Source organism: Microbacterium testaceum (assembly GCF_029761935.1).
Taxonomy (GTDB): domain Bacteria; phylum Actinomycetota; class Actinomycetes; order Actinomycetales; family Microbacteriaceae; genus Microbacterium; species Microbacterium testaceum_A.
Window position 1 is genome coordinate 1712505 of the sequence record NZ_CP121699.1, and the last position, 23396, is coordinate 1735900.

General features: G+C 69.1%; 25 protein-coding genes and 1 pseudogene. 8 read left to right on the plus strand and 18 right to left on the minus strand.

Features of this window, described 5'->3' with window-relative positions; genetic code table 11:
• Positions 1 to 4: 4 nt before the first annotated feature.
• The 5 genes from glgX to QBE02_RS08340 all read right to left on the minus strand — a co-directional run bounded on the left by glgX (position 5) and on the right by QBE02_RS08340 (position 4534).
• Positions 5 to 2227 (minus strand): glycogen debranching protein GlgX, encoded by a 2223-nt coding sequence (glgX, locus tag QBE02_RS08320; protein WP_279365323.1) that lies wholly within the window; start codon positions 2225 to 2227, stop codon positions 5 to 7.
• An 81-nt stretch (positions 2228 to 2308) separates the two neighbouring features.
• Positions 2309 to 2797: a glutaminase gene (locus tag QBE02_RS08325; protein ID WP_279365324.1), complete on the minus strand. Its 489-nt coding sequence runs from the start codon at positions 2795 to 2797 to the stop codon at positions 2309 to 2311.
• Positions 2794 to 3645, minus strand: a complete 852-nt coding sequence (locus tag QBE02_RS08330) for a transposase (RefSeq protein ID WP_279365325.1) — start codon at positions 3643 to 3645, stop codon at positions 2794 to 2796. Before QBE02_RS08330 ends, QBE02_RS08325 begins: the two co-directional genes overlap by 4 nt.
• Before the next feature lie 21 nt (positions 3646 to 3666).
• Positions 3667 to 4344, minus strand: a complete 678-nt coding sequence (locus QBE02_RS08335; protein WP_268103207.1) for a GTP pyrophosphokinase — start codon at positions 4342 to 4344, stop codon at positions 3667 to 3669.
• 43 nt (positions 4345 to 4387) lie between these two features.
• Positions 4388 to 4534 (minus strand): hypothetical protein, encoded by a 147-nt coding sequence (locus QBE02_RS08340; RefSeq protein ID WP_268103206.1) that lies wholly within the window; start codon positions 4532 to 4534, stop codon positions 4388 to 4390.
• A gap of 119 nt (positions 4535 to 4653) precedes the next feature.
• Here QBE02_RS08340 and QBE02_RS08345 point away from each other — a divergent pair, with 119 nt between their 5' ends.
• Complete coding sequence (locus QBE02_RS08345; RefSeq protein ID WP_056226107.1) at positions 4654 to 4980, plus strand: hypothetical protein; 327 nt, start codon at positions 4654 to 4656, stop codon at positions 4978 to 4980.
• A gap of 3 nt (positions 4981 to 4983) precedes the next feature.
• On the opposite strand, the gene QBE02_RS08350 is transcribed toward QBE02_RS08345, so the two are convergent.
• The gene (locus tag QBE02_RS08350; protein WP_056226105.1) at positions 4984 to 5301 is read right to left on the minus strand and encodes a hypothetical protein; all 318 of its coding nucleotides are present in this window, start codon (positions 5299 to 5301) and stop codon (positions 4984 to 4986) included.
• Between the two features lie 112 nt (positions 5302 to 5413).
• Between QBE02_RS08350 and QBE02_RS08355 the strand changes: the two genes are divergently transcribed.
• Entirely contained in the window at positions 5414 to 5725 is a 312-nt protein-coding gene (locus tag QBE02_RS08355; RefSeq protein ID WP_279365326.1) for a hypothetical protein, read from the plus strand.
• 1 nt (position 5726) lies between these two features.
• Here QBE02_RS08355 and QBE02_RS08360 read toward each other — a convergent pair whose 3' ends face one another.
• Together QBE02_RS08360 and QBE02_RS08365 are read right to left on the minus strand one after the other, a co-directional pair.
• The gene (locus QBE02_RS08360; RefSeq protein ID WP_279365327.1) at positions 5727 to 5981 is read right to left on the minus strand and encodes a hypothetical protein; all 255 of its coding nucleotides are present in this window, start codon (positions 5979 to 5981) and stop codon (positions 5727 to 5729) included.
• A gap of 74 nt (positions 5982 to 6055) precedes the next feature.
• Positions 6056 to 6580, minus strand: coding sequence for a MarR family winged helix-turn-helix transcriptional regulator (locus QBE02_RS08365; protein WP_268103202.1), 525 nt, complete (start codon positions 6578 to 6580; stop codon positions 6056 to 6058).
• Between the two features lie 135 nt (positions 6581 to 6715).
• On the opposite strand from QBE02_RS08365, the gene QBE02_RS08370 reads away from it, so the two are divergent.
• A complete protein-coding gene (locus QBE02_RS08370) occupies positions 6716 to 7204 on the plus strand; it encodes a MarR family winged helix-turn-helix transcriptional regulator (protein ID WP_279365328.1) in 489 nt (162 codons plus the stop codon).
• Between the two features lie 27 nt (positions 7205 to 7231).
• Here QBE02_RS08370 and QBE02_RS08375 read toward each other — a convergent pair whose 3' ends face one another.
• Positions 7232 to 7471 carry a DUF3072 domain-containing protein gene (locus QBE02_RS08375; protein ID WP_056226090.1) on the minus strand — a complete coding sequence of 80 codons (240 nt, stop codon included), beginning with the start codon at positions 7469 to 7471 and terminating at the stop codon, positions 7232 to 7234.
• A gap of 78 nt (positions 7472 to 7549) precedes the next feature.
• Here QBE02_RS08375 and QBE02_RS08380 point away from each other — a divergent pair, with 78 nt between their 5' ends.
• Both QBE02_RS08380 and QBE02_RS08385 read left to right on the plus strand, forming a co-directional pair.
• Positions 7550 to 8515 (plus strand): alpha/beta fold hydrolase, encoded by a 966-nt coding sequence (locus QBE02_RS08380; RefSeq protein WP_279365329.1) that lies wholly within the window; start codon positions 7550 to 7552, stop codon positions 8513 to 8515.
• A 102-nt stretch (positions 8516 to 8617) separates the two neighbouring features.
• The gene (locus tag QBE02_RS08385) at positions 8618 to 9721 is read left to right on the plus strand and encodes an FUSC family protein (RefSeq protein ID WP_279365330.1); all 1104 of its coding nucleotides are present in this window, start codon (positions 8618 to 8620) and stop codon (positions 9719 to 9721) included.
• Between the two features lie 18 nt (positions 9722 to 9739).
• Here QBE02_RS08385 and QBE02_RS08390 read toward each other — a convergent pair whose 3' ends face one another.
• The 5 genes from QBE02_RS08390 to QBE02_RS08410 form a co-directional block, all read right to left on the minus strand.
• Positions 9740 to 10996 carry an ADP-dependent glucokinase/phosphofructokinase gene (locus tag QBE02_RS08390; protein ID WP_279365331.1) on the minus strand — a complete coding sequence of 419 codons (1257 nt, stop codon included), beginning with the start codon at positions 10994 to 10996 and terminating at the stop codon, positions 9740 to 9742.
• 7 nt (positions 10997 to 11003) lie between these two features.
• Positions 11004 to 11867, minus strand: coding sequence for a ketose-bisphosphate aldolase (locus tag QBE02_RS08395; RefSeq protein WP_056226082.1), 864 nt, complete (start codon positions 11865 to 11867; stop codon positions 11004 to 11006).
• A 35-nt stretch (positions 11868 to 11902) separates the two neighbouring features.
• Complete coding sequence (locus tag QBE02_RS08400) at positions 11903 to 12775, minus strand: carbohydrate ABC transporter permease (protein WP_279365332.1); 873 nt, start codon at positions 12773 to 12775, stop codon at positions 11903 to 11905.
• 2 nt (positions 12776 to 12777) lie between these two features.
• Positions 12778 to 13707, minus strand: coding sequence for a carbohydrate ABC transporter permease (locus QBE02_RS08405; RefSeq protein ID WP_279365333.1), 930 nt, complete (start codon positions 13705 to 13707; stop codon positions 12778 to 12780).
• Positions 13708 to 13780: 73 nt separating this feature from the next.
• Positions 13781 to 15073 (minus strand): ABC transporter substrate-binding protein, encoded by a 1293-nt coding sequence (locus tag QBE02_RS08410; protein WP_279365334.1) that lies wholly within the window; start codon positions 15071 to 15073, stop codon positions 13781 to 13783.
• 233 nt (positions 15074 to 15306) lie between these two features.
• Here QBE02_RS08410 and QBE02_RS08415 point away from each other — a divergent pair, with 233 nt between their 5' ends.
• Positions 15307 to 16113 carry a DeoR/GlpR family DNA-binding transcription regulator gene (locus QBE02_RS08415; RefSeq protein ID WP_279365335.1) on the plus strand — a complete coding sequence of 269 codons (807 nt, stop codon included), beginning with the start codon at positions 15307 to 15309 and terminating at the stop codon, positions 16111 to 16113.
• A gap of 112 nt (positions 16114 to 16225) precedes the next feature.
• Here QBE02_RS08415 and QBE02_RS08420 read toward each other — a convergent pair whose 3' ends face one another.
• Both QBE02_RS08420 and QBE02_RS08425 read right to left on the minus strand, forming a co-directional pair.
• Positions 16226 to 17581: an APC family permease gene (locus QBE02_RS08420; RefSeq protein WP_279365336.1), complete on the minus strand. Its 1356-nt coding sequence runs from the start codon at positions 17579 to 17581 to the stop codon at positions 16226 to 16228.
• Between the two features lie 31 nt (positions 17582 to 17612).
• The gene (locus tag QBE02_RS08425; protein WP_279365337.1) at positions 17613 to 19184 is read right to left on the minus strand and encodes an amidohydrolase; all 1572 of its coding nucleotides are present in this window, start codon (positions 19182 to 19184) and stop codon (positions 17613 to 17615) included.
• 171 nt (positions 19185 to 19355) lie between these two features.
• Between QBE02_RS08425 and QBE02_RS08430 the strand changes: the two genes are divergently transcribed.
• On the plus strand, positions 19356 to 19985 hold the full coding sequence (locus QBE02_RS08430) for a TetR/AcrR family transcriptional regulator (protein WP_279365338.1): 630 nt from the start codon (positions 19356 to 19358) through the stop codon (positions 19983 to 19985).
• A 7-nt stretch (positions 19986 to 19992) separates the two neighbouring features.
• Here the strand turns inward: QBE02_RS08430 and QBE02_RS08435 are convergent, their stop codons facing one another.
• Positions 19993 to 20808 carry a DUF1206 domain-containing protein gene (locus QBE02_RS08435; RefSeq protein WP_279365339.1) on the minus strand — a complete coding sequence of 272 codons (816 nt, stop codon included), beginning with the start codon at positions 20806 to 20808 and terminating at the stop codon, positions 19993 to 19995.
• Between the two features lie 16 nt (positions 20809 to 20824).
• Positions 20825 to 21505: a phosphatase PAP2 family protein gene (locus QBE02_RS08440; protein ID WP_279365340.1), complete on the minus strand. Its 681-nt coding sequence runs from the start codon at positions 21503 to 21505 to the stop codon at positions 20825 to 20827.
• A gap of 116 nt (positions 21506 to 21621) precedes the next feature.
• Here QBE02_RS08440 and QBE02_RS08445 point away from each other — a divergent pair.
• Positions 21622 to 23298: pseudogene (locus tag QBE02_RS08445) on the plus strand (amidase); the annotation flags it as partial.
• Between the last annotated feature and the right edge of the window lie 98 nt (positions 23299 to 23396).

Consider the following 23396-nt stretch of genomic DNA (forward strand, 5'->3'; position numbering starts at 1 on the left):
TCGGTCACAGCTCCGGCTTGGGCGCCTGGCCGGGCAGGTCGTCGGTGCCGATGGTCTGGATCTGCGCCGTGAGCGAGGCCGCGACCGAGTGGTCGATCTCGGGCTCGGGCAGGTGGTGCTCGCGCAGGACGATCAGCGACTTCGGCTCGAGCGGCAGCGTCTCGCCGGGGTTGAGCGGCTCGGTGTTGGCGCGCTCCCCCGCGGTGTCGACGTAGGCGTCCCACTTGGGGGCGTACTCGAAGTCGGGCAGCTGGAAGTCGACCTTGTCGTCGCCCGCGTTGAACAGCACGAGGAAGTGGTCGTCGCTGATCGACTCTCCGCGGCGGTCGCGCTCGCGGATGCCTTGACCGTTGAGGAAGACCCCCACGGCGAGGCCGAAGCCGTTGTCCCAGTCCTCGGGCTGCATGAGCGAGCCGTCGGGCCGCGTCCACACCACGTCGGGGATCGGCGCACCCTCCTCCATCTTCACGGGGCGGCCGTCGAAGAAGCGGCTGCGACGGAAGGTGGGGTGCTGCTTGCGCAGACGGGCGAGGGCCGCGGTGAACTCGATGAGCGGGGCGTCGATGTTCGACCAGTCCACCCAGGTGATCTCGTTGTCCTGGGCGTAGCCGTTGTTGTTGCCGCCCTGCGTGCGACCGAGCTCGTCGCCGTGCAGCAGCATCGGCACGCCCTGGCTGAGCAGCAGCGTCGCGATGAAGTTGCGCTGCTGCTGGGCCCGGCGCTTCAGCACCTCGGGGTCGTCGGTGGGACCTTCGACGCCCATGTTGCTCGAGCGGTTGTGCGATTCGCCGTCGTTGTTGTCCTCGCCGTTGGCGTCGTTGTGCTTCTCGTTGTACGACACGAGGTCGCGCAGCGTGAAGCCGTCGTGGGCGGTGACGAAGTTGATGGATGCCACGGGGAAACGACCGGAGTGCTCGTACAGGTCGGCCGAGCCGGTGAGGCGCGAGGCGAACTCGCCCAGGGCCTGCGGCTCGCCACGCCAGAAGTCGCGGACGGTGTCGCGGTACTTGCCGTTCCACTCGGTCCACTGGGGCGGGAAGTTGCCGACCTGGTAGCCGCCGGGGCCCACGTCCCACGGCTCGGCGATGAGCTTGACCTGCGAGACGATCGGGTCCTGCTGCACGAGCTCGAAGAAGGCCGCGAGACGGTCGACCTCGTAGAACTCGCGCGCGAGGGTCGAGGCGAGGTCGAAGCGGAAGCCGTCGACGTGCATCTCGAGCACCCAGTAGCGCAGCGAGTCCATGATCAGCTGCAGCGTGTGGGGGTTGCCCACGTTCATGCTGTTGCCGGTGCCGGTGTAGTCGGTGTAGTACCGCTTGTCGTCGTCTTCGAGGCGGTAGTAGGCCTCGTTGTCGATGCCGCGCATCGACAGGGTCGGGCCCATGTGGTTGCCCTCGGCGGTGTGGTTGTAGACCACGTCGAGGATGACCTCGATGCCGGCGGCGTGCAGAGCCTTGACCATGGCCTTGAACTCCTGCACCTGCTGACCGTGGTCGCCGGTCGAGGAGTATGTGTTCTGCGGGGCGAGGAACGCGATGGTGTTGTAGCCCCAGTAGTTCGACAGCCCCTTCTCTTCGAGGGTGGAGTCGTTGACGAACTGGTGCACCGGCATGAGCTCGATCGCGGTGATGCCGAGCTTCTGGAGGTGCTCGATGACGGCGGGGTGGGCGATGCCGGCGTAGGTGCCGCGCAGCTCCTCGGGCACGTCGGGGTGCAACTGGGTGAGGCCGCGCACGTGGGCCTCGTAGATGAACGACTCGGCGTAGGGGATCTTCGGCTGGCGGTCGCCCGACCAGTCGAAGAACGGGTTGATGACGACGCCCTTCATCATGTGGGCGGCGGAGTCCTCGTCGTTGAACGAGTCGGGGTCGCCGAACTCGTAGCTGAAGACCGCCTGCCCCCAGTCGACCTGGCCCTCGACGGCCTTCGCGTACGGGTCGAGGAGCAGCTTCGCGGGGTTGAAGCGCTTGCCGTTCGCGGGGTCGTACTCCCCGTGCACGCGGTAGCCGTAGCGCTGCCCCGGCTGGATGTTGGGGAGGTAGGCGTGCCAGACGAACGCGTCGACGTCGATCAGCTCGAAGCACGTCTCCGTTCCGTCTTCCTCGAAGAGGCAGAGCTCGACCTTCTCTGCTCCTTCACTGAACAGGGCGAAGTTCGTCCCGTTACCGTCGTAAGTGGCCCCGAGGGGATAACTGGATCCTGGCCATACCTGCTGCACGTCGCTCACGATAGACCAGCGTCGTTTCCGCGAACCTCCGTGGTCACGGCAGTTGACACCCACCCCGCCCCCGACTATGCGCGCGGGTCTCTATGCGCGTTCGGGCGGATGCCGCAGCAGCTCGACGCGTTCCGCGAGATACCGGTCAAGGGGCATGAGCCCTCCGGCGGCGCTCCACCGCACGAGGGGCTCGCCTCCGCGGATCGCCACGGGGGTGGACGACTCCCCCACCGCGTCCGGATCGATGGTGCGCCACTCGATGTGGACCGTCTCGCCCTCGGGGACTCCTCCCCGTGCGGCAGCGGCGGCGAGTTCGGCGCGACGGCGTTGCGATTCGGCGGCGAACCCGCGACGCACTTCCGCACGCGAGCGCACGATGTCGCCGGTCGCCAGCAGAGCGTCATCGGTCAGCAGCAGGACTCCGAGATGCCAGGCCGTGCCGCGCGGCGCGATACGGGCCGAACGAGGGATGCCGAGCAGCCGGCGCCCCTCCTGCAGTTCGCCGAGACGCTCTCGCGGCGCCCCGGACAAACGCGCGCGCGCCTCGTCGAGTACTGCGGAGAGGGGTGAGTCGCTCATCGATCCGTTCCTTCGTCACGAGCGGCTTCGGCGCGCTCGACGGCTTCCGACGCCGCACGCACGGACTCGCGAGCACGAGTTAGCTCATCCTGGCGCTGCGTCAGCACCTCGTCGGCCGCGGCCGCCTCTTTCTCGGCGCGCGCGAGATCGGCTCGCAGGCCGTCCACGCGCTCTCGAGCCCGGGCGGCCCGTTCCGCCGCTGTATCCACACGCCGCCCGGCGGCGGTGCTCTCGCGCTCGGCGTCGGCTCTGGCCCGCTCCGCCTCACGGACGGCCCGTTCCGCGGCCTTCCGCGCGCGACGCGCGGCGAGGTCGTCGCGCGCGGCGGCAGCCTGTGGGACGGCCGCGGGAACGGAGCCGGCCACCGCCTCCGCGAGCGTTCCGTCGCCCGTCTCGGCGAGGTCGATCGCCGAGGTCAAACGCCCCGTCAGCACGGCCGCCGCGACCGTTTCGTCGACCACCGCGGCGTTCACGGTCTTCTCGACGGCATCCGACATCGCCGCACTCAGGGGGGTCCCGGCCTCGGCGGCGAGCTCACCCGCGCGGCGGGCGAGGGCGGCGACCAGCTGTCGACGCTGCCGCCCCAGTCGCCCGAGCTCCGCGGCATCCAGGTCGTCCTGAGCTTCGTGCAGAGCGCGGGACAGCTCCACGGCCTCGCCGAGCTGACCGTCGCGTACGAGCAGGTTGACCGCCCACGCGGCGACCGTGGGCTTGCGCAGCTTGGCGATCCTCCGCCCCAGCACCCCGCCCTCGGCGGCGCGGTCATTGCGGGCGGCAGTGAACCTCGCGGGCGGAAGAGCGAGAAGTTCGGCGGCGACCTCGTCCAGGCGGGCGTCGTCGTCGCTCATCGGTCCATTGTGTCGCCCTCGTCAGAGCGAGACCACCCCGGGGTGCGCGCCGCGGATCTCGCGGTGCAGGCGCTCCATCCTCGTGTCGAGCTCGGCCGCGGTATCGGCGGCGTTCTTCAGCTCGGCGAGAAGGTCGTCGGGAACCAGCCGGTCGTACTTGTAATAGATCTTGTGCTCGAGACTCGCCCAGAAGTCCATGGCGATCGTCCGGAACTGCACCTCGACGGGAACGTCCACGCGGCCGGTCGAGAGGAAGACGGGCACCTCCACGATCACGTGCAAACTCTTGTACCCGTTGGGCTTGGGATTCGCGATGTAGTCCTTGACGTCGCGGACGGTGATGTCGTCCTGCCGCGTGAGCAGCTTCGAGAGTCGATACGCGTCGTCGATGAAGCTGCAGGTCACGCGGATGCCGGCGATGTCGGTGATCGACGCGCGAATGGAGTCGAAGTCGGTCTCGATGCCCTTGCGCCGCACCTTGTCGACCAGACTGTCCGGCGACTTCACGCGACTCGAGACGTGCTCGATGGGGTTGTACGCGTGCATCTCCTGGAACTCTTCGCGCAGGATCGAGATCTTCGTCTCGACCTCGGCGAGCCCGAAGCGGTACTCCATCAGGAACCGCTGGAACTCGTCGCGCATCGCCCGCAGGTCCGCACTCGAGACGGTGATCTGCTGTTCGTCCAGCGGGTCCGACATGCGGTCGACGCTAGCGAACACGACTACGAGGTCGCTGGGAGCGTCAGCTCCGGCGGGGTTCGATGCCGCCGGCACGCGGCAGCAACTCGCCGTCGACGACGTCGATGCCGATCAAGCCGTGGAACACCTCGGGTAGATCGTCCGGGTCGTTCCCCGATTCGGGGTTCCGAGGCATAGGGGGATTTGTCACGGCGCCCTCCTTCCGTGCAACAACCCCTACTGTGCCAGGAGCCGCCGCCACGCCCGGCCGTCTTGACACCTGGCATCCCGCCGCGTACCTGCGACGCCCCCTGGCGTATCGTGGGCCGCATGGGGACCATTCACTACGGCGGCAGCGGCACGACGGTGCACATCGAAGACCGCGCCCTGGCTCACCTGAAAGTCGTCATCTCGACCAAGCTGCGCCGCGGCGAGAGCTTCACGCTGTCGTGGCGGCACCGCGACGACGAGGAACGCGGTCGCAGCACGCTCTGGCTGCACCCCGCCATCCCGCTGCGCTTCGTCTTCGACGACAGCGAGCCGACGACGCTGAGCCGCGAGTGGATCGAGCGGCTGGCCGATTCGGCGAACTCCTCGGGCGGCATCATGCTCGTGCCCGAGGACATCACCCCGGCGGAGCAGACGGAGAAGAGCTAGCGCTCAGCCCTCTTCGACGAGGGCGTCTTCGCTGGGCTCGGGCGTGATCGCCAGGCCGTTGGGGCCCGAGGCCGCGAGCATGAGGTCTTCGACCCAGACGCGGTTGATGCGGGGCTGGCGGCTGCCGTAGAAGTGGAACTGGATCGGCACCGAGGGGTGCATCCAGAAGCTGCGGCGACCGCTGCCGTCGCCGACCTCGACGTCGAACATGAACGACTCGGAGCGCCGAAGCTTGTTCATCACGACGATGCGCAAGTGCGCAAGCGTGCGGTCATCGATGTCGACCGCATTGGCAACGGTGTCGTAGATGAATCTGCCCATGCGACCGAGCCTATCCGAGGAACGCACCGTCAGCCGCTTTCCGGGATGCCACGTCGCGTCGCGCGAATCAACCCCGCCGGGGGGCGTCTCGGGGCCCGACTAACGTACCCGTGTGGGAACGCTCTACTACGGCGACGTCGCCACGCCGATCGAGATCGAGGATCGCGCTCTGGCTCACGTCAAGGTCGTCATCGCAACCAAGCTCCGCCGCGGCGAGAGCTTCACCTTGTCGTGGACGCACGGACCCGCCCAGGAGGTGGGGCGCAGCACCGTGTGGCTGCACCCCTCGATTCCGCTGCGGTTCGTCTTCGACGAGCCCGAACCCGCGCTGCTCAGTCGCGCGTGGATCGAAGCGCTGGCCACCTCGGCGAACTCGTCGGGCGGCCTGCTGTTGGTGGACGAGCCGGAGCCCCGCGGCTCCTGAATCAGTCCCGCGGGAGGCCCAGGATCTCGCGAGCCCCCTCTTCGACGGCGGTGGGCACGACCAGGGGTCGCCCCGCCGAGAAGGCCTCCCATTCGCGCAGCACGACGGCTTCGATCCGCGACGGATCCTCGAGCGGATAGTCGGTCCTCAGCCGGGCGATGACGGCGCGGAAAGAGGCGACCTCGATTCCGTCCACCTGATGGACGAGGTCGGCGCCGGTAGCGGGGGAAACCGCGTTGCTTGCGCTCTCATCCATGGCCCCCATGCTCTCACGCCCGACCTGCGTGCTCGGCCGTCCCGACGGAGAGCGCGGGCGAGCTCGGCGCGTGGTCAGTGCGCGGCTTCGGCGTCGACCGGGTGCGGGTCGACCTGGTCGACGGCATCCTGGAGCCGACCGAGGCACGCGATCACCGCAGCGCTCTCTTCGGGGGTCATATCGACGACCGCCGCCATCATGCGCGTGTGCATCGACCCGAGAGTCGCGCGCACTTCTTCGTCGCTCGCAGCCGTGGCCACGATGTAGATGCTCCGACGATCGGTCGGGTGCGGCACGCGGGTGACGTGACCGGTCTTCTCGAGGCGGTCCACGATTGCGGTCGTGGATGCCGTGGACACCCCGAGGTAACGGGTGAGCTCGCTCGGCGAGACCTGACGCTGCTGCCCCGCCGCTTTGATGAGGTAGCGCAGCACCAGCAGCTCGTTCTCGCCCATGGACATCGACTCGCGCGTGCGACGCCGCATCGCGACCTCGGCGGCGCGGTACACGCGGAAGGCTTGAAGGACTTCGACCGCTCGACGGCGGCGATCCTCTTCGCTCGCGCCGTACCAGTAGCGCGACTCGGACCCTGTTTCCACCAGGGCATCCTATGTCAGGCTCCGCGTCCAGCCCCCTGCCGGTGCACGGGAAGGACAGGTAGCATCTAACTAGAACGGCTATCTACTTGATTGGCGTGAAAGACAGTAGCTCACCGAGGAACGCGAGGAGGAGAGATGAAAGACGCGGCTTCCGCCGACGACGTCGTCAAGGCTCTCAACGACCTCACCGATTCCGGTGTCGCCTCCGAGCGCGCGGCGCTGCACTCCCTGGGCATCGGCCCGAACGACGCGAAGGTGCTGCGCTTCCTCCTCCAGCGCTCCGCCGACGACGAGCCTGTCACCCCCCGCATCCTCGCCTCGATGCTGAGCATCTCGTCGGCGGCCACGACGGCGCTGATCGACCGCCTCGCCGACGCGGGGTGGGTGGAACGAGAGCCGTACCCGGGTGATCGACGCTCTATCGTCGTCCGCGAGACGATTCCCGCCGACTCGCCCGCCCGCCGCGTGCTGTCGGTGCGCAGCGCGTCGGCCGCCGCGGCCGCCGGGCGGCTCGGCCCCGCCGAACGGCGGATCGTCGCCGACTTCCTCGACGACATCGCTCGCGGTGAGAAGCAGGACATCGACAACATGTCGGCAGACGAAGAGGCGCCCCGCGCGTCCTGACGAGCAGGACCCGGGACGCCTCGAGGGTCACTCGGTGGAGCGACCGGTCTCGTTCTGCAGGCGATCGATCTGCTCCGACGCCTCCGCCTTCGTCAGGTCGGCGGGGATCTCCTCGCCGGCTTCACGGGCGAGGGTGTCGAGGTAACTGCGTTGCGGGGCGGTCATGGGCTCGTCGCCGGTCACCCAGTCGGACGGGTCCTTCTCGGCGGGGTTGTCGCCCTCGCGGACGGCACCCAGGGTCTCTTCTTCGCGGGAGGTATCGCTCATGCAGGAAGGCTAGGCGGGGCCGACGACACCGGGGCCGGGATTGACAGGACGCTCAGCCGGGTAGGGCATTCTGGTCGGATGCCCGAAGACTCGCGACCCGCCGACGTCGAGGTCGACACGCTCCGCCGGGGGCCCTCACAGACCCGGGTGACGCGTGTCTCGACGGGCTCGGGGACCGGGCGCCCGTTCGTCCTCATCGCCGGTATCGGCGTCGCGTCGACCTACTTCGAATTCCTCGCACCGCTGCTCGCCGAGAAGGGCGAGGTCTACGCCCTCGATCTCCCGGGTTTCGGCGGGGTCCCGGCATCCGGGGAATCCCCCACCGCCGCGTATTTCGCCGACCAGGTCGAGGGAGTGCTCGACCACTACGGTCTCGAGAATCCGGTACTCATCGGACACTCGATGGGGACGCAGGTGGTCACCGAGATTCTGGCGCGGCGTCCCGAACTCTCGCACGCGGTGCTGGTGAGCCCCGTCGTCGACGAAGCGGAGTCCTCTGCGATCATCCAGGGCGTGCGATTCGTCCAGTCGACGGTGCGGGAGTCGCTGCACATCGCGCTCCTGGCGGTCTCGGCGTATCTCCTGTGCGGTTTCCTCTACTTCTTCGAAGCCCTGCCCCACATGTTGCGCTACCGCATCTCCGACCGCATCGGCGAGGGCCGGGCGACTCTGCTGCTCATCCGCGGCGAGTTCGACCGCCCGTCGCCGCGCCGCCTGCACTCCCGCCTCGTCGCCCGCGCGCATCGCGCCCGACGGTGGGAGATCGAGGGAGCCGCGCACTGCGTCGTGAACAGCCACGCCGTCGGGGTGGCGCGTCTCGCCCTCCGGCACGCCGACGACGAGCTTCCCCCGAAAGGACGGATGCCGGCGGCCGAGGCCGCCGTGCCGCCCGCCGCGCACTCCGACCTGCGAATGGTGCTCGGCGCCGTGTTCAGTCGTCTGGCGGAGTGGATCAGCGCGGCACGCCACGACGACGACGGCGTCGAGCGGGCGAAAGCGCGTCATGCCCGCGTGCTGTGGGACGCCTACCGTCCGGGCCGCTGAGACGGCACTAACCCGGGGATTCCCCCGGGGCAACCCCCGCGACGGCGGCGAGGCCGACGCGGAGCATGGAGGGGTGTCGACTCGCCCGCGCACCACCCGCTCATGACCGTTCCCGCCTCCCTCGACCCGCGCCGATGGTGGTCCGACGCGGTCACCGCCGATCGCCTGCTGCTCGCCGCCAAGACGGCCGCGGCCGCCGCTCTCGCCTGGTACCTCGCCCCTCTCGTGCCCTTCGCGCAGAGCGAGTACTCGTACTACGCCCCGCTCGGGGTGCTCGTGAGCATGTATCCGACGGTCGCGCGTTCCGCGTCGAGCGGCGCGCAGGCCGTGATCGGTCTCGCACTCGGCATCGGGTTAGGACTGGGCAGCCTCGCCGTCGTGGGCACGGGTATACCCCGTATCGTCGCCGTCGCCCTCGTCATCTTGATCGGAGTCTTGCTCGCGGGCGTGCGGGCCCTCGGCGTCGGGCGGGACTGGGTGGCGATCGCCGGTCTCTTCGTCCTACTGCTCGGCGGCGCCGATCCCGACGGATACTCGGTGTCGTACCTGGTGACGATGGCTTTCGGTGTCGTGGTCGGCGTCGTGGTCAACCTCGTCGTGGTCCCGCCGCTGCGCGTCAAGAAGGCCGACGACCGGCTGAGCCGGCTTCGGGACGCGCTCGGCGACGTCCTCCGTGCCATGTCGTCGTCGCTCGCGGGACGTTCCTTCGACCCCGAGGCCGCGGACCGGGCCGCCGCCGACCTGGAGGGGACCCTCGTCGAGGTGCGGGAGGAGGTCGATCTCGCCGACGAGAGTCGCCGCTACAACCCGCGCGGGCGACGGTTGAAGACGCCGCGCGACCTGGGTCGGCGACGACTCGACGCCTTGACGGGCACGGCCGACGCGACCCGCGAGCTCGCCGCCGCTCTGGCGCGGCTCACCGCGGGCCCCGACGTCGACACCCGCCTGCCGGGCGACGCGCGACGCCTCCTCGCCGATGCGATCGAGAGGGTGTCCCGCCTGGCCACCACGCCGCCCGAGCCGCAGGCCACGGACGGCGAATTGCGCGCCGCGGAGACCGCCCTGACCCGCTACACCGAGAGCCTGCGCTCCCTCGACGCGCAGGACGAACCTCTCGACGCGTGGGAGGCCGCCGTGAGTCTGCGCCGCGTCATCGCGGCATGCGGACCGTTCTCGGATCCGGATGCCGACACCGCGGCGCGGTGACGGGAATCTGCGTCTGGATCAATCCACGCGCCCGGTCACCGCATCCAGCGCGCGGTCGAGGGCGACGGCTGTCGCACGGCGCGCAGCCGCGGGCACCGCGGCGAGGAAGCCGCCGACGAAGGTGTCTCCGAGACCGATCGTGGTGGGCTGCGCGGTGTCGACGACGTAGGCCGCGACCCCGACCGCTCCGCTGCGCTGCCGCGCGGCTTCGACGACCGCCGCACCGCCCGCGTGACGGAGCGACCGGGCGGTGACCTCGAGATCGGCGGCGGTACAGGAGTCGCCGAGGCGGTAGCGCGTCGCGGCGGTGCGCACGGCGCTCTCGAGTCCCGCCGCGTGCCGGGCCGCCGAGGGACCGACCGCGATCGCCCAGAAGGTCGTGTGCACGACCAGCGTCCGCGCCGGGATGAGCGCGTGCACCTCGGCGAGGGCGGCGACGACGTCGTCGGGCGAGAGCAGGTCAACGGGTCGCCCCAGGTACTCCTGCAGCTCGTCCTCGTTCATGCCGTACACGTCGATGCGCTCGAGGAGCCGCGCGCGCACCCGGGCGGCGAGCTCGCGGTGGTAGAAGCCCGCGTCCTCGTAGTAGACGAGAGCCTCGGCGGGCAGGCGTCTCATCGCCGAGACGAGATCGTCGAGCCGGGCCTCGAGCAGGTCGGCATCCTGCATCGTGTTGAACCCCGAGACGAGGAACGCCGCAGCCCCCTCGAGGGCGTCGCCCAGATCGGGGGCGATAGCCATCTCGCGGTTGGGGGCGTCGTTGGCGAAGATCAGGCGGTTCGACGCCGGCGCCGTCACCGCCCCGTCGACGAGGCGCACCGTGGCGCCCGCGGGATACTGCACGATGAGGTGCGGATCGAGGGTGTCTCGCGTGGCCGACGAGACGATGCTCATCGAGGCCGGAAGCAGGCGCCTCACGTTGTCGTCGATGCTCACGAGGTGCTGCACGGTGGGCACGCCGATGCGATCGAGGGCGATGCCCGCCCGCACCCCGGTTCCGCCGAGCGTGATCGTCTTGTCGAAGTGCGCCGCGAAGGTCTCGACGATCTCCGATGACAGCACGAAGCGCTCGCCTCCCCCGCCCGTGGCGAGGAAGGCGAGCACCGTGACGACGAGCGCGCGCTCGTCGATGATCGGCGTCGTGGTGGTCAACTCGTCGAGACGGATGCCGTGCTGCGCAGCCAGGGCCGTGAGCACCTCGGCATCCCACCGGATCTCGTAGTCGACGGTGCCGCCGAGTCCGAGGACGAGGTCTTCCGCCATGACGTCGATCACCGTCCGATCAGTAGAGGTCGGCCTTGCCGGCGGCGCCGAACAGGTCGATCTTCTCAGCGGCCGTGACCTTCATCGCCGCGATGCACTCGGGCTGGATGGCGTTGGGCTCGCGCAGACGGCGATCGGTGCCGAGTACCTCGCGCATACGGTCGTGGTACGCCACCTTGATGTCGCTCGAGATGTTGATCTTGTTGATGCCGAGCGACACCGCGCGGGCGAGCTCGGCATCGGGGTTGCTCGAGCCGCCGTGCAGCACGAGCGGGATGCCGACGGCCGCCTTGATCTGCTCGAGCAGGTCGTGGCGCAGCTCGGGGTTCTTCTCGGCCGGGTAGAGCCCGTGCGAGGTGCCGATGGCGATGGCGAGGCTGTCGACCCCGGTCTGCTCGACGAAGCGCACCGCATCGTCGACGTTGGTGTAGATGATCTCGGCCGCGCCCGACTCTCCGTAGCTGTCGTTCGCGCCGATGGTTCCGAGCTCCCCCTCGACCTGCACGCCCACGGCGTGGGCGGCCTCGACGACCTTGCGGGTGAGCGCCACGTTCTGCTCGAACGGCTCGAGCGAGGCGTCGATCATGACCGAGGTGAAGCCGGCCTTGATCGCGGTGATGATCTGCTCGTACGTTCCGCCGTGGTCCCAGTGGATGGCCACGGGCACGCTCGAGCGGTGCGCGCGGGCGTGCATCGCCGGGATCAGGTCGGTGGTGATGTGCGAGACCTCGTCGGGGTGGATGGCGATGATGACCGGAGCGTTCTTCTCCTCGCTGATGTCCATGATCCCGGTGAACATCGCCCAGTCGCTGATGTTGAAGGCCGGGATGGCGAAGCTGTGGGCGTTGGCGACGTCGAGGATGGACTTGCCGGTGTAAAGCACGGATGACTCCTTGTTCGGGGTTGGGTAGGCGGCGGTCAGCTCTTCACCGAGCCGGCCGTGAGGCCGCTGATGAAGAAGCGTTGGAAGAAGAGGAAGAGCACCAGCACCGGGATCGAGCCGAGGATGCTCATCGCCATGATCTGGTTCCACTCGTAGGAGTGCTGGCCCATGAGCAACTGGATGCCGATGGGCACCGTGCGCATGTCGATGGTGCGCGTGAGGGTCAGGGCGAAGAGGAACTCGTTCCACGCGATCATGAACGTGTAGATGCCCACCGAGACGATGCCCGGGATCGAGATCGGCACGAGCACGCGCCACAGGGCCGTGAAGGAGCCGGCGCCGTCGACGCGGACCGCCTCGTCGAGCTCCCTCGGGAGCGTGTTGAAGTACCCGGTCATCATGATGATCGCGTAGGGCAGCGTGAACACCATGTACGTGAAGATCAGGCCCGGATAGGTGTTGTAGAGGCCGAGCCCGACCATCAGGCCGAAGTACGGGATGAGCAGCGTGATGGGCGGGACCGCTTGGACGCTGACGATGATGACGTTGACGATCCGCTTGCCCCGGAACTCGAAGCGGCTGAACGCGTAGGCGGCCTGAATCGCGACCAGGAGCGTGAGGATCGTCACCGCTCCCGCCACGACGTAGCTGTTGATGAAGAACCGCACCGTCTCGGGGTTGGTGAAGATCGAGATGTACGCGTCGAGCGAGAACGTGTCGGTGATCAGCCGCGGCGGCAGCTCGAAGATCTGCGTGTTCGACTTGAACGAGCTCGACAGCATCCACAGCACGGGACCTGCGGCGAACACCGCGCCGATGAGCAGGCCGACGAGCACGCCGGCTTGGGCGAAGCGACGGCGCGTGGCCGTGCGGGTGGCGCGCGGGCGCGCGGGGGTGGTCAGGGCCATGGTCAGTCCCTCGCCTTCTGGTGGCGGACGTAGAGCACCGCGACGATCATCGACATCGCCAGGACCAGCACCGCCGAGGTGGAGGCCATCGAGAAGTCGTACTTCGCGAACGCGAGCTTGTAGGTGAAGGTGCTGAGCATCTCGGTGACGTCGATCGGACCGCCGCCCGTGGTCAGCCAGATGAGCGCGAACTGCTGGGAGGTCCAGATCAGGTCGAGCAGCACGAGGCTGACGATGATCGGGCGCAGCTGCGGAACGGTGACGTTCCAGAACCGTTGGACGGGGCTGGCGCCGTCGACGGTGGCGGCCTCGTACAGATCGCTCGGAATGCCCTGGAGACCCGCGAGCAGGCTCACCATGAAGAAGGGGTAGCCGGCCCAGATGTTGATGAAGGTGACGGTGCCGAGAGCGAGCTGCGGCGAGGCGAGCCACTCGATGTTCGTGTTCAGCAGGAAGTTGACGATGCCGTTGGGGGCGAGCAGCATGCGCCACAGCACCGCGATCACGGCCACCGTGAACAGCCACGGCAAGACGTAGAGGCCGCGAAAGATCGCCCGGGGGACGGCGCCGATCAGTCGGCTGTTCAGCAGCAGGGCGAACGACAGTCCGAGCACGAGGTGCGCGGCGACGCTGGTGAGGGTGAAGAAGAGGGTGTTGCCGGTGGCCTTCCAGAAGCCCGGGTCGGTGAGGATCGCGACGTAGTTGTCGGCCCCCACCAGGTCGGGGCTCTTGTTCAGGATCACGTTGTCCTGGAAGGAGTACCCGATCACCATGACGATCGGGACGATCATCAGGACGAAGAGAAGGATGAGGGTCGGTGAGAGGAAGACGTATGCCTCGCCGGCCTTGCGGAGCTGCCGGGTGCGGCGCGAGGCGGGCCGTCCGGTGACGATCAGCTCGGTATCGGGGGGCGTGAGGGTGCGCATGGTCATGAGGTGCGGCTTTCGCTGAGCGGGATGCCGCACCGCGAGCGGTGGCGGTGCGGCATCCCGGTTCGGGGTCGGATCAGAACTCCGACGTCCATTCGTCCTGCGTCTTCTTGAGGGCGTCGCTCATCGACTCCTGGCCGTCGAGCGCCGACTGGAACTCCGTGCCGAACTGGCGCATCAGTTCCTCTGCGACGGGCAGACCGGTGAACTCGTTCGCCGGGTAGCCCTTCTTGTAGATGTCGAAGGCGGTCTTGAACAGCGCGTCGTCTTCGACGAAGGTCGGCACGCTCTCGGTGTTGCCCGGGAAGGCCTTGGCCATGGTCGACAGCTCGCTGTTGACGTCCTTGCCCATCAGGAACTGAACCAGCTTGAAAGCGGCGTCCTTGTGCTCGGAGTTCTCGGCGACGCCGATGCCCCACGAGGCGTAGGGGATCCCGCGCTCGCCGGTGAACCCGTCCTTCGCGGGGATCGCCGAGATCGAGAATGTGAGATCCGGGTTGGACTGACGGATGAGGTTGATGTGCGCGAGCGAGTCGATCATCATGCCGACGCGACCGTTGGTGAACTCCTCGACCTTGTCCTGCTCCTTCATCGTGAAGGAACCCGGGGCGATGACCTTGTCATCCCACATCTGCTGGATGAAGTCGGTGGCCGATGACACGTCACTGTTGGTCAGGTCGGGCTGGCCGTCCTTGAGCATCGAGCCGCCCGAGGCCCAGACCCACGACATGACGTCGTTCTGCACGCCGTTGGGGGCTTCGAGCGACAACGGGAGCACCCAGCCCGACACGTCGCCGCCGAGGGCCGTGATCTTCTTGGCCGCGTCGGCGAACTCGGTCCGCGTCGACGGCGGGGCCGACACTCCGGCCTGGGCGAGCAGGCCGTCGTTCGTGAACATGGGGTAGACGAAATTGACCACCGGGATCATGTACGTGCTGCCGTCGACCTTGACCTGACTGGCGAGCTGGCTCTCGTCGTAGCCGGAGTCGCTCATGAGCTTCGAGAGGTCGGCAATGACGCCCTGCTTGGCGAAGTCGCTGACCCACGCGCCGTCGAGGCCGACGACGTCGGGCATCGTGCCCGATGCCGCCCCGGCGAACAGCTGCTCCTTGGTGGAGGCGTAGGGTCCGCTCACCAAGTCGACCTTGATGCCCGGGTTCTCTTTTTCGAACTGATCCATGAGCCCGCGGAACTGTCCGTCTCCCAGCTCGGGCTCCCACCACTGGGCGAACTCGATCGTGACGTTCCCGTCGGAGGACGTGCCCGAGCTGTTCGACGAGCACCCCGCCATCGCCAGGAGGGTCGTGGCCGCTGCTGCGACACCGACGAGCTTGATGGCGTTCCGACGCCGGCGCCCGCTGTTGTCCATCGTTTCTCCTCGTTGAGATCTGCCGCATTTCGCGCCGTTCTGCGCGTTCTTGCGTCTTTCAGCACGAGTATGCGCTTCGTTGCCGGGTCTCGCAAGAGTTCGATGCACATTCGTGATTATTCGAGCGCATAGCGGCGCTACTGGCAGCAAAAAGCGCGGAACCCGTGCCGTTCTTTGCGGTTTTTCCACAAAATCTGAGGACGAGCGAACGCCGCTGTGCTAGAGATGACGGCATGGACGCATCCACAGCCACGGTCAAGCGGCGCCTCCCGGCCGGGCGCAAGGCCGAGCTCGCGGCGTACGTCGCCGAATCAGGTCAGGTGACCGTCGTCGACCTCGCCTCGCACTTCGGCGTCTCGATCGACACAGTCCGCCGCGACCTCGACCAGCTCGATCGCGAGGGGATCGTCGTCCGCACCCACGGCGGCGCCGTGAGCGCGATGTCGGTACCCGGTCGCGATCGCGGACTCGACGTGCGGCTGCAGATGCAGATCTCCGAGAAGGAGCGCATCGCCGCCCTGGCCGCCGACCTCGTCGAAGACGGATCGGTGCTGATGCTCAACGCCGGGACCACGACGCTCGCGGTCGCCCGTGCCCTGCGCAACCACCGCAACCTGACGATCGCGACGAACAACCTGCGCATCCCCGCCGAGATCTCGCCCAGCGTCTTCCGCGATCTCTACATCTTCGGCGGCGCCGTCCGCACCATCACCCAGGCGACCACCGGGCCGGTGACCCTGGCGATGAACTCCCACACACCCGAAGTCGACATCCGCTGCGACTACGCGCTCATTGCCGTCGGCGCCGTCGACGGATCGGGTTTCTCGACGAGCAACCTCGGCGACGCCACCATGATGAGCGAGATGATCCAGCGTGCGGATCGCACCGCCATCCTCGCCGACTCCTCGAAGCTCGACCGCCGCCTCTTCGCCCAGGTCGCCCCGCTCGACAAAGCCGACTACCTCATCACCGACGCCGAGCCCTCACCCGAGCTGGCGGCCGCCCTCGCCGACGCCGGAGTCACCGTCCTGACCCCCTGATCCGGACGCGACCGGGGTTACGCGAAGGAGCTCGCCGGACCCCGACGCGGTCTTCGCGGCGTTCACCTCGCAACAGGGGGGCGAGGCCGCACCCGGCCTCGCCCCCCTCCCGTCAGGCGACCACGCGCTCCGGCGCGGGTGCCTCGTCGTCGAACTCCACCTCGGGCGGGCGGCGGCGGAACCCACGGGTCAGCACCGCGAGCCACACGATGCCCACGCCGATCCACACGAGACCGACCGTGAGCGCCAGCGCCGACAGGCTGAACCACAGCCACGCGGTGAGCGCGAAGCCGAGGGCGGGCAGCACGCCGAAGCGCAGCACGGCCGCTGCTCCCCGACGACGCTCGTCGACGAGGAAGTGCTTGATCACCGACAAGTTGACGAGCGAGAACGCGGCGAGGGCTCCGAAGCTGATGAGGGATGCCACCGTGTTCAGGTCTGCGAAGAGCGCGGCCAGCGAGACCACGCCGACGAAGATCGCCGCACCGATCGGCGTCTGATAGCGCCGGCTCAGTCGGGCGAAGAAGCGCGGCAGCACGCCGTCGCGCCCCATCGCGAAGAGGATGCGCGAGACGCTCGCCTGCGAGGCGAGGGCCGCCGCGATGCACCCGGCGATGTACGCGACGAGGAAGAAGACCTCGAGCCAGCGCCCGGCGGCGACCTCCATGATCTGGTTGGCCGCGGCATCCGGATTCTCGATGTCGGCCACGTTCGGGATCACCAGAGTGGACACGTAGGCGATCACGGTGAAGATGAGTCCGCCGATGATCGTGGTGAGGATGATCGCGCGAGGCACGGTGCGCTCGGCGTCGCGGGCCTCTTCGGAGAGGGTCGAGATCGCGTCGAAACCGAGGAACGACAGGGCGAGCATCGCGGCTCCCGCGAGCAGGCCCGGGAAGGTGAGGCCCGCGTCGTAGAGCGGCTGCAGCAGCGAAACACCGGGGTTCTGCGCGACGTGCAGCACGGCGCACACGACGAAGACGGCCGCGAACACCAGCTGCAGGCCGACCAGGACGAGATTGGCGTTCCGCACAACCGTGATACCGACGATGTTGAGACCCGTGATGAGCAGCACGCCGGCGAGGGCGAACACCCACGGCGGGATGCCGGGGAACTGCGCGTTGAGGTAGATGCCCATCAGCACGTAGTTGATGAGCGGGAGCAGCAGGTAGTCGATCATGAGCGACCAGCCGGTGAGGAAGCCGACGGTGCCGCCGAACGCGCGCCGGGCGTAGGTGTAGGCGCTGCCCGCGCGCGGGAACGCCTTGACGAGGGCGGCGTAGCTGAACGCGGTGAACAGCATCGCCACGAGGGTGACGAGGTAGGCGGTCGGCACGTGACCGCCGGTGGTGACGGCGACGAGGCCGTAGGTGGTGAACACGGTGAGGGGCACCATGTACGCCAAGCCGAAGATGACGAGAGAGGGGACTCCCATGACTCGCCGCAGCGAGGTGTCGGATGAGGACATGCGGTTTCCTGTTCGGGTCGGAAAGAGCGGTTCAGAAGGTGCGGATGCCGCGTCGCCAGGTGCCCCGGATTCGGGCATCGGCGATGCGGTCGGCGGGGCCGCGGCGCACGTCGCGGTCGAGCCAGACGAGGTCGGCGCGCATGCCTGGACGCAGGGTCCCGCGGGTGGCGTGATCGCCGGCCTGGTGGGCCACGCCGCTCGTGGCGGCGTCGATGGCTTCGGAGACGGTGAGACGTTCGTCGGGCTGCCAGCCCCCGGCCGGCTGACCGTCGGGGTCTTGACGGGTGACGGCGGTGCGCAGGCCGAGCAGCACGTCGGGTGAGGTGACGGGCCAGTCGCTGCCGAAACTGAGGCGGGCTCCCGCGTCGTGGGCCGCGCGCATGCGGTACTGCCGCTCGCGGAGGGGGCCGAGGCGCGGCAGCGTCAACTCGGTCATGACCGCGTCGGCCATCGCCCACTGCGGTTGGAAGCAGAACGTCACGTCGAGGTCGGCGAGCCGCGGCAGGTCGACGGGGTCGATCACCTGCGCGTGCGCGATGGTGAACCGCCGACCGCGGCGCACGCTCTCGCGGATCCCCTCGGCGGCGTCGAGGGCGGCGCGGACGGCCGCGTCGCCGATCGCGTGCAGGTGCACATCGAAACCGGCGGCGTCGCACGCGGCGACCGCGTCGACGAGCTGATCGGGATCCCAGTTGGGAAGTCCCCGTGTTCGAGCGTCGTGGTAGCACTCGAGCAGGTGGGCCGTACGGTTCTCGACGATGCCGTCGACGAAGAACTTCACCGTGCGGCAGGTGAGCCCGGGCTCGCCCCGGACGATCGCCGCGATCCGAACGAGCTCGTCGAGATGGTCGGGCCACCGTGCCGGATCGGCCCGCAGGGCCAGATCGACGTCGACCCGCAGGCGTCCGGACCGCGCCGCGGCGATCCAGGCCGGAACGTCGTGCGTCTCGGTCCACGCTTCCTGCACCCAGGCGATTCCGTGGGCCGCGAGAACTTCGGTGGCCGCGGCGAGCGCCTCGACGTCGTCGCGCATCGAGGGGCGGGGGGCGCGGTTGAGGACCAGGTCGATCGCCGGACGCTCGACGAGGGTTCCCGACGGGGATCCGTCGGCTCGGCGCACGAGTCGTCCGAGCTCGGGGTCGGGGGTGTCGGCATCCACTCCCGCTTCTCGCAGCGCCGCGGTGTTGACCCAGGCGGTGTGGTAATCCCACGCGTGCAGCACGACCGGGCGGTCGGGAACGGCCGCGTCGAGCCAGCGCGCGTCGAACATCCCGCCGGGGACGACGGTGGCGTCGTAGCTTCCGCCGATGAGCCAGGGGGCGTCGCTGCGCGCGCCCCACGCGCGGACGCGCTCGACGATCTCGTCGACGCTGCCGGCGTCGCGCAGGGCAGGGCCGGTGCGCTCTCGACCGGCGAGCAGCGGGTGCGCGTGACCATCGCCGAAAGCGGGCAGCAGCAGCCCGCCCTCGAGGTCGATGTGCTCGGCGTCGTCGGGCAGCGGATGCCGAGCCTCGGCCACCGCACCGTCGACGACGACGAGTCGATCGACGTCGGCTTCGTGCCCGTCGATCCGAATCGTTCCGCCCGTGAAGACGATCGCCATGGAGACTCCCTCGTGTCCTGCGCTGCGAGAAACATACAGCGTAGGTTTAAGGAACGCTACGGCTTCACCGTCATCGGCCGGACGAGTTTCGTCAGGTCGTCACCGAGGTCTTACACGCCCGAAACACACACCATCGCGTAGCGTGGGCAGACCCGACCGAAAGGCTCCGCCGTGGCCCGGCCGTCCCAGCCCAAGCTCTCGCGCGAGGCGATCGCCCGCGCCGCCCTCGCCCTCGTCGACCGCGACGGGACCGACGGCGCGAGCATCCGCCGGGTCGCCGACCGCCTCAAGGTGCACCCGACCTCGCTCTACAACCACGTCCCCAACCTCGCCGCGCTCATCGAGGACGTGCGAGCGCTGGTCTCCTCGCGCATCGACTCGTCGTTCCTGCGGGAGCGCGAATGGGAGGAGGGGCTGGCGCTGTGGGCCCGGTCGTACCGCGACGCCTTCCGCCGGCATCCGAAGACGATCCCCCTGCTCATGTCGCACAGCTCGTCGACGCCGCTGCTGATGTCGCAGTACGAGGACTTCGCCATCGCCGCAGAGCGCGCGGGGTGGACGAGCGACGACATCCTGCCCCTGCTCACGGCGTTCGAATCGTTCATCCTCGGCAGCGTGCTCGACATGAGCGGCCCGTCGGTGATGTTCGACCCCACCGGACAAGAGGCGGACGTGCCGCGCTTCGCCGCGGCCTATGCCACTCTCGAGCGCCACGACCCGGCCGATCCGGTCGCCACGCGGGCATTCGAACTCGGCCTCTCGCTGCTGATCGCGGGAGCCCGCCCCCGCCCTGCCGCGTGAGCCCGACTCACATGCGCGCGTAGCGCGCGCGAGCGAAACAGAACAGGCCGTACACGACGAGCCCGGCGCCCACGAGCCAGAGCACGATCTGACCGAAGGGCAGCCCCGCCAGCGAGCGCAGCGCCGCGTCGAGCCCGCCGGCCGCGTTCGGGTCGTGCGCGAACGCCGCGACCAGGAAGAGGATCCCCGCGACGCCCACCGCGATGCCCTTGGCGACGTAGCCCACCATGCCGAAGGTCCGGATGCCGCGTCCCGCCGTCCCGCCGGGGCTCGAGATGTTCTTCATGAACGCCTTGGTGACGCCGCGGACGACGAAGGCGACACCGATGACGGCCACCGCCACGCCGATGATCACGAGGAGCACGACTCCGGCGGGCGTCGCCATCAGCTGGGCGCTCAGGGTGCGCGTCTGCTCCCCCGAGTCGGAGCGGCCGCCCGAGACGACGGTGAAAGCGGTGACGGCGATCGCCCCGTAGGCGACGGCGGTCCCCACGTCCTTGGCGCGGTGCGCCCAGCGCTTCTTGCCGTCCGGGTCGCGCTCGGCGACGGCTTCGGCGACCTGCCAGACGGCGAGGGCGGCGAGGCCGATCACGATGACCCACAGCAGCAGCATCCCCGCGGGAGCCTGCGCGACCTGCCCGAGCGCCCCGCTCTGGTCGGCGCTCTCACCGCCGCTGCCGGTGGCGATCGAGATCGCGATCACCCCGATGAGCAGGTGCAGCAGGCCCAGCACCACGTAGCCGACGCGCGCCGCCACGCGGAACGCGGTGGAGTCCTGCGCTTTGTCGGCGGCGGCGGAAGCAGAGGCGGAGGCGGAAGTCATCCGGGCACGATAGCGCTCACGCGGACGCGCCGACCACCCGTTGCGCGCGACGCACTCGCCACACTTCGACGAGAGCCCACACCAAGGTCGACACCGCCACACCCTCCAGGAACCCCGCCGTCACGTCGGAGAGCCAGTGCGCGTGGAGGTACGTGCGACTCCACATCATCAGCAGCACCCACACCGCACCGGCCGCCCAGACCCACCCGCGGCGCAGGATGAGAGCCAGGGTGATCGCGATGGTGGTCGCCACGGCGGTGTGCCCCGAGGGGAACGAGGTCGCCTGGGTCTCGGCGAGAGAATCGGACGGTCGGGCGCGGGCGATCATGGACGCGAGCGGAGCGCCGATGAGCACGACGAGCGCGATCGCCCCCGCGACGTTGAGGGCATCCCACGGCCGCTTCACCAGGAGGAAGACGATCGTGGTCGAGATGCCGATGACGATCATGCCGATCGTTCCGCCGACGGTGGCCGGGATCCACGCGATGATCACCGCCACGGGATTCGCCAGCGCGGCCATCGCGTCATCCCACCACTGGTCGAAGGCCAACGGAGCGCCGCCGTCGAGGTCCACGGCCACGCGCAGCGCCACGAAAAGCACCGTCGCGACCACGCCCACGATCAGGGCGACGGGGCGACGCGCGTCGACCCTCGGTCGATCGGGCAGGATCGCTGGTTCGTCGGTGGTGGCATCCATTCGGGAATCGTGTCAGGAAGGACGCGACGCGGGCTAGCCATTGCCCCGCGCACGCGAAACACTTCTGGCGAAGATTCTTCTCGAAACCTCAAAACAAACAGTGTAGGTTTTCCGCCATGACCACCGAGGCCCTCACCGTCGTCGACGCCGACATCGACCGCCTGCGTGCAGCACTCGAGGTCGGCGAGCTCACCAGCGTCGAGCTCGTGGCCCGCTACCTCAACCGCATCGCGGCCTACGACCGCTCCGGCATCCGGCTCAACAGCGTGCCCGTGCTCGACTCCCGCGCGTTCGCCGCGGCCCGCGCCTCCGACCTGCGCCGCGCACAGGGGCGCACGCTCGGCCCCCTCGACGGCATCCCCTTCACCGCGAAGGACAGCTACCGCGTCGAGGGCCTGCCCGTGGCATCCGGGTCCCCCGCCTTCCGCGACCTGATCGCCGGCGACGACGCCTTCGCCATCGAGCGCCTGCGCGCAGCCGGCGCCATATTCCTGGGGCTCACCAACATGCCGCCCATGGCCGCGGGCGGCATGCAGCGCGGGGTGTACGGCCGCGCCGAATCCCCCTACAACGGCGACTACCTGTCATCCGCCTTCGGCTCCGGCTCGTCCAACGGATCGGGCACCGCCACCGCGGCGAGCTTCTGCGCGTTCGGACTCGGCGAAGAGACGTGGTCGTCGGGTCGAGCCCCCGCCTCGCACAACGCCCTCGTCGCCTACACGCCCTCCCGCGGGGTGATCTCGGTGCGCGGCAACTGGCCGCTCGTCCCGACGATGGACGTCGTCGTCCCCCACACGCGCACGATCGGCGACCTGCAGCACGTGCTCGACGCGGTCGTCGCCGACGACGCCGAGACCGAGGGCGACCTCTGGCGCACGCAGTCGTTCATCGACCTCCCGCGCCCGTCCGAGGTGCGTCCCGCCTCGTTCGCCGCACTCGAGCCGCTGCCGCTCGCGGGGCTGCGCCTCGCCGTACCGCGCATCTACGTCAACGGCGACCCGGACAACGCCTCGCCCATCGTCACGCGCGACAGCGTGATGGCGCTCTGGAACGACCTGCGCGCCGACCTCGAGGCCGCCGGCGCCGAGGTCGTCGAGACGGACTTCCCCGCGGTCGATCGCTACGAGAAGCTGCACGCGGGCGACGAGGACTTCCTCGATCGCGGATTCGTCACGCGCGCCTTCCTCGACGACGAGGTCGGCGACCTCGCGGTCTGGGCGATGGACACCTTCCTCCGCACCAACGGCGACGCGAACCTGCCCCGTCTCGCCGACGCCGAGGCGGCCCTGATCTTCCCGCACCCGCCGGGGGCGCTCCCCGACCGCTACGGCATCTGGCACTACGACATCTCGTACGACATCGGCGAGTACGTCGCCCGCGCGCAGGAGTGGGAGCCCGACTGGCGCGCCGTCGCCAGCCTCGAGCACGGCCTGCGCGGTCTCGAGCACACCCGCCGCGTCGACTTCGAGGAGTGGATGGATGCCGAGGGCCTCGACGCCGTGATCTTCCCCACGCAGTCCGACGTCGGTCCCGCCGACGCCGACGTGAACCCGGCCTCGGCCGACATCGCGTGGCGCAACGGCGTGTGGGTCTCCAACGGCAACCTGGTTCCGCGTCACCTCGGCATCCCCACTGTCACGGTGCCGATGGGGACGATGGCCGACACCCGGATGCCGGTGGGTCTGACCCTCGCCGGTCCCGCCTACAGCGACACGCGCCTCGTGCAACTGGCCCAGGCGATCACCGCCCTCGGCGAGCGCCGCACGACGCCTCCGCGCACCCCCGCCCTGCCGGATGAGGCGGCCTTCGCCGAGCCCCGCCCCGCGGCCGAGGGCGAGCTGTCGGTCACCGTCGACGAGGTCTCGCGCGACGGCGGGCGCGTGACCGTCTC

Excerpts from the sequence above, each read along its gene's own strand:
- QBE02_RS08410 (WP_279365334.1), bottom strand. The coding sequence starts at position 15,073 with ATGGACAACAGCGGGCGCCGGCGTCGGAACGCCATCAAGCTCGTCGGT.
- QBE02_RS08405 (WP_279365333.1), bottom strand. The coding sequence starts at position 13,707 with ATGACCATGCGCACCCTCACGCCCCCCGATACCGAGCTGATCGTCACC.
- QBE02_RS08440 (WP_279365340.1), bottom strand. The coding sequence starts at position 21,505 with ATGGATGCCACCACCGACGAACCAGCGATCCTGCCCGATCGACCGAGG.
- QBE02_RS08400 (WP_279365332.1), bottom strand. The coding sequence starts at position 12,775 with ATGGCCCTGACCACCCCCGCGCGCCCGCGCGCCACCCGCACGGCCACG.
- QBE02_RS08345 (WP_056226107.1), top strand. The coding sequence starts at position 4,654 with ATGGGGACCATTCACTACGGCGGCAGCGGCACGACGGTGCACATCGAA.
- QBE02_RS08370 (WP_279365328.1), top strand. The coding sequence starts at position 6,716 with ATGAAAGACGCGGCTTCCGCCGACGACGTCGTCAAGGCTCTCAACGAC.
- QBE02_RS08330 (WP_279365325.1), bottom strand. The coding sequence starts at position 3,645 with ATGAGCGACGACGACGCCCGCCTGGACGAGGTCGCCGCCGAACTTCTC.
- QBE02_RS08335 (WP_268103207.1), bottom strand. The coding sequence starts at position 4,344 with ATGTCGGACCCGCTGGACGAACAGCAGATCACCGTCTCGAGTGCGGAC.
- QBE02_RS08425 (WP_279365337.1), bottom strand. The coding sequence starts at position 19,184 with ATGGCGATCGTCTTCACGGGCGGAACGATTCGGATCGACGGGCACGAA.
- QBE02_RS08375 (WP_056226090.1), bottom strand. The coding sequence starts at position 7,471 with ATGAGCGATACCTCCCGCGAAGAAGAGACCCTGGGTGCCGTCCGCGAG.
- QBE02_RS08435 (WP_279365339.1), bottom strand. The coding sequence starts at position 20,808 with ATGACTTCCGCCTCCGCCTCTGCTTCCGCCGCCGCCGACAAAGCGCAG.
- QBE02_RS08415 (WP_279365335.1), top strand. The coding sequence starts at position 15,307 with ATGGACGCATCCACAGCCACGGTCAAGCGGCGCCTCCCGGCCGGGCGC.
- QBE02_RS08380 (WP_279365329.1), top strand. The coding sequence starts at position 7,550 with ATGCCCGAAGACTCGCGACCCGCCGACGTCGAGGTCGACACGCTCCGC.
- QBE02_RS08360 (WP_279365327.1), bottom strand. The coding sequence starts at position 5,981 with ATGGATGAGAGCGCAAGCAACGCGGTTTCCCCCGCTACCGGCGCCGAC.
- QBE02_RS08325 (WP_279365324.1), bottom strand. The coding sequence starts at position 2,797 with ATGAGCGACTCACCCCTCTCCGCAGTACTCGACGAGGCGCGCGCGCGT.
- QBE02_RS08385 (WP_279365330.1), top strand. The coding sequence starts at position 8,618 with ATGACCGTTCCCGCCTCCCTCGACCCGCGCCGATGGTGGTCCGACGCG.
- QBE02_RS08350 (WP_056226105.1), bottom strand. The coding sequence starts at position 5,301 with ATGGGCAGATTCATCTACGACACCGTTGCCAATGCGGTCGACATCGAT.
- QBE02_RS08420 (WP_279365336.1), bottom strand. The coding sequence starts at position 17,581 with ATGTCCTCATCCGACACCTCGCTGCGGCGAGTCATGGGAGTCCCCTCT.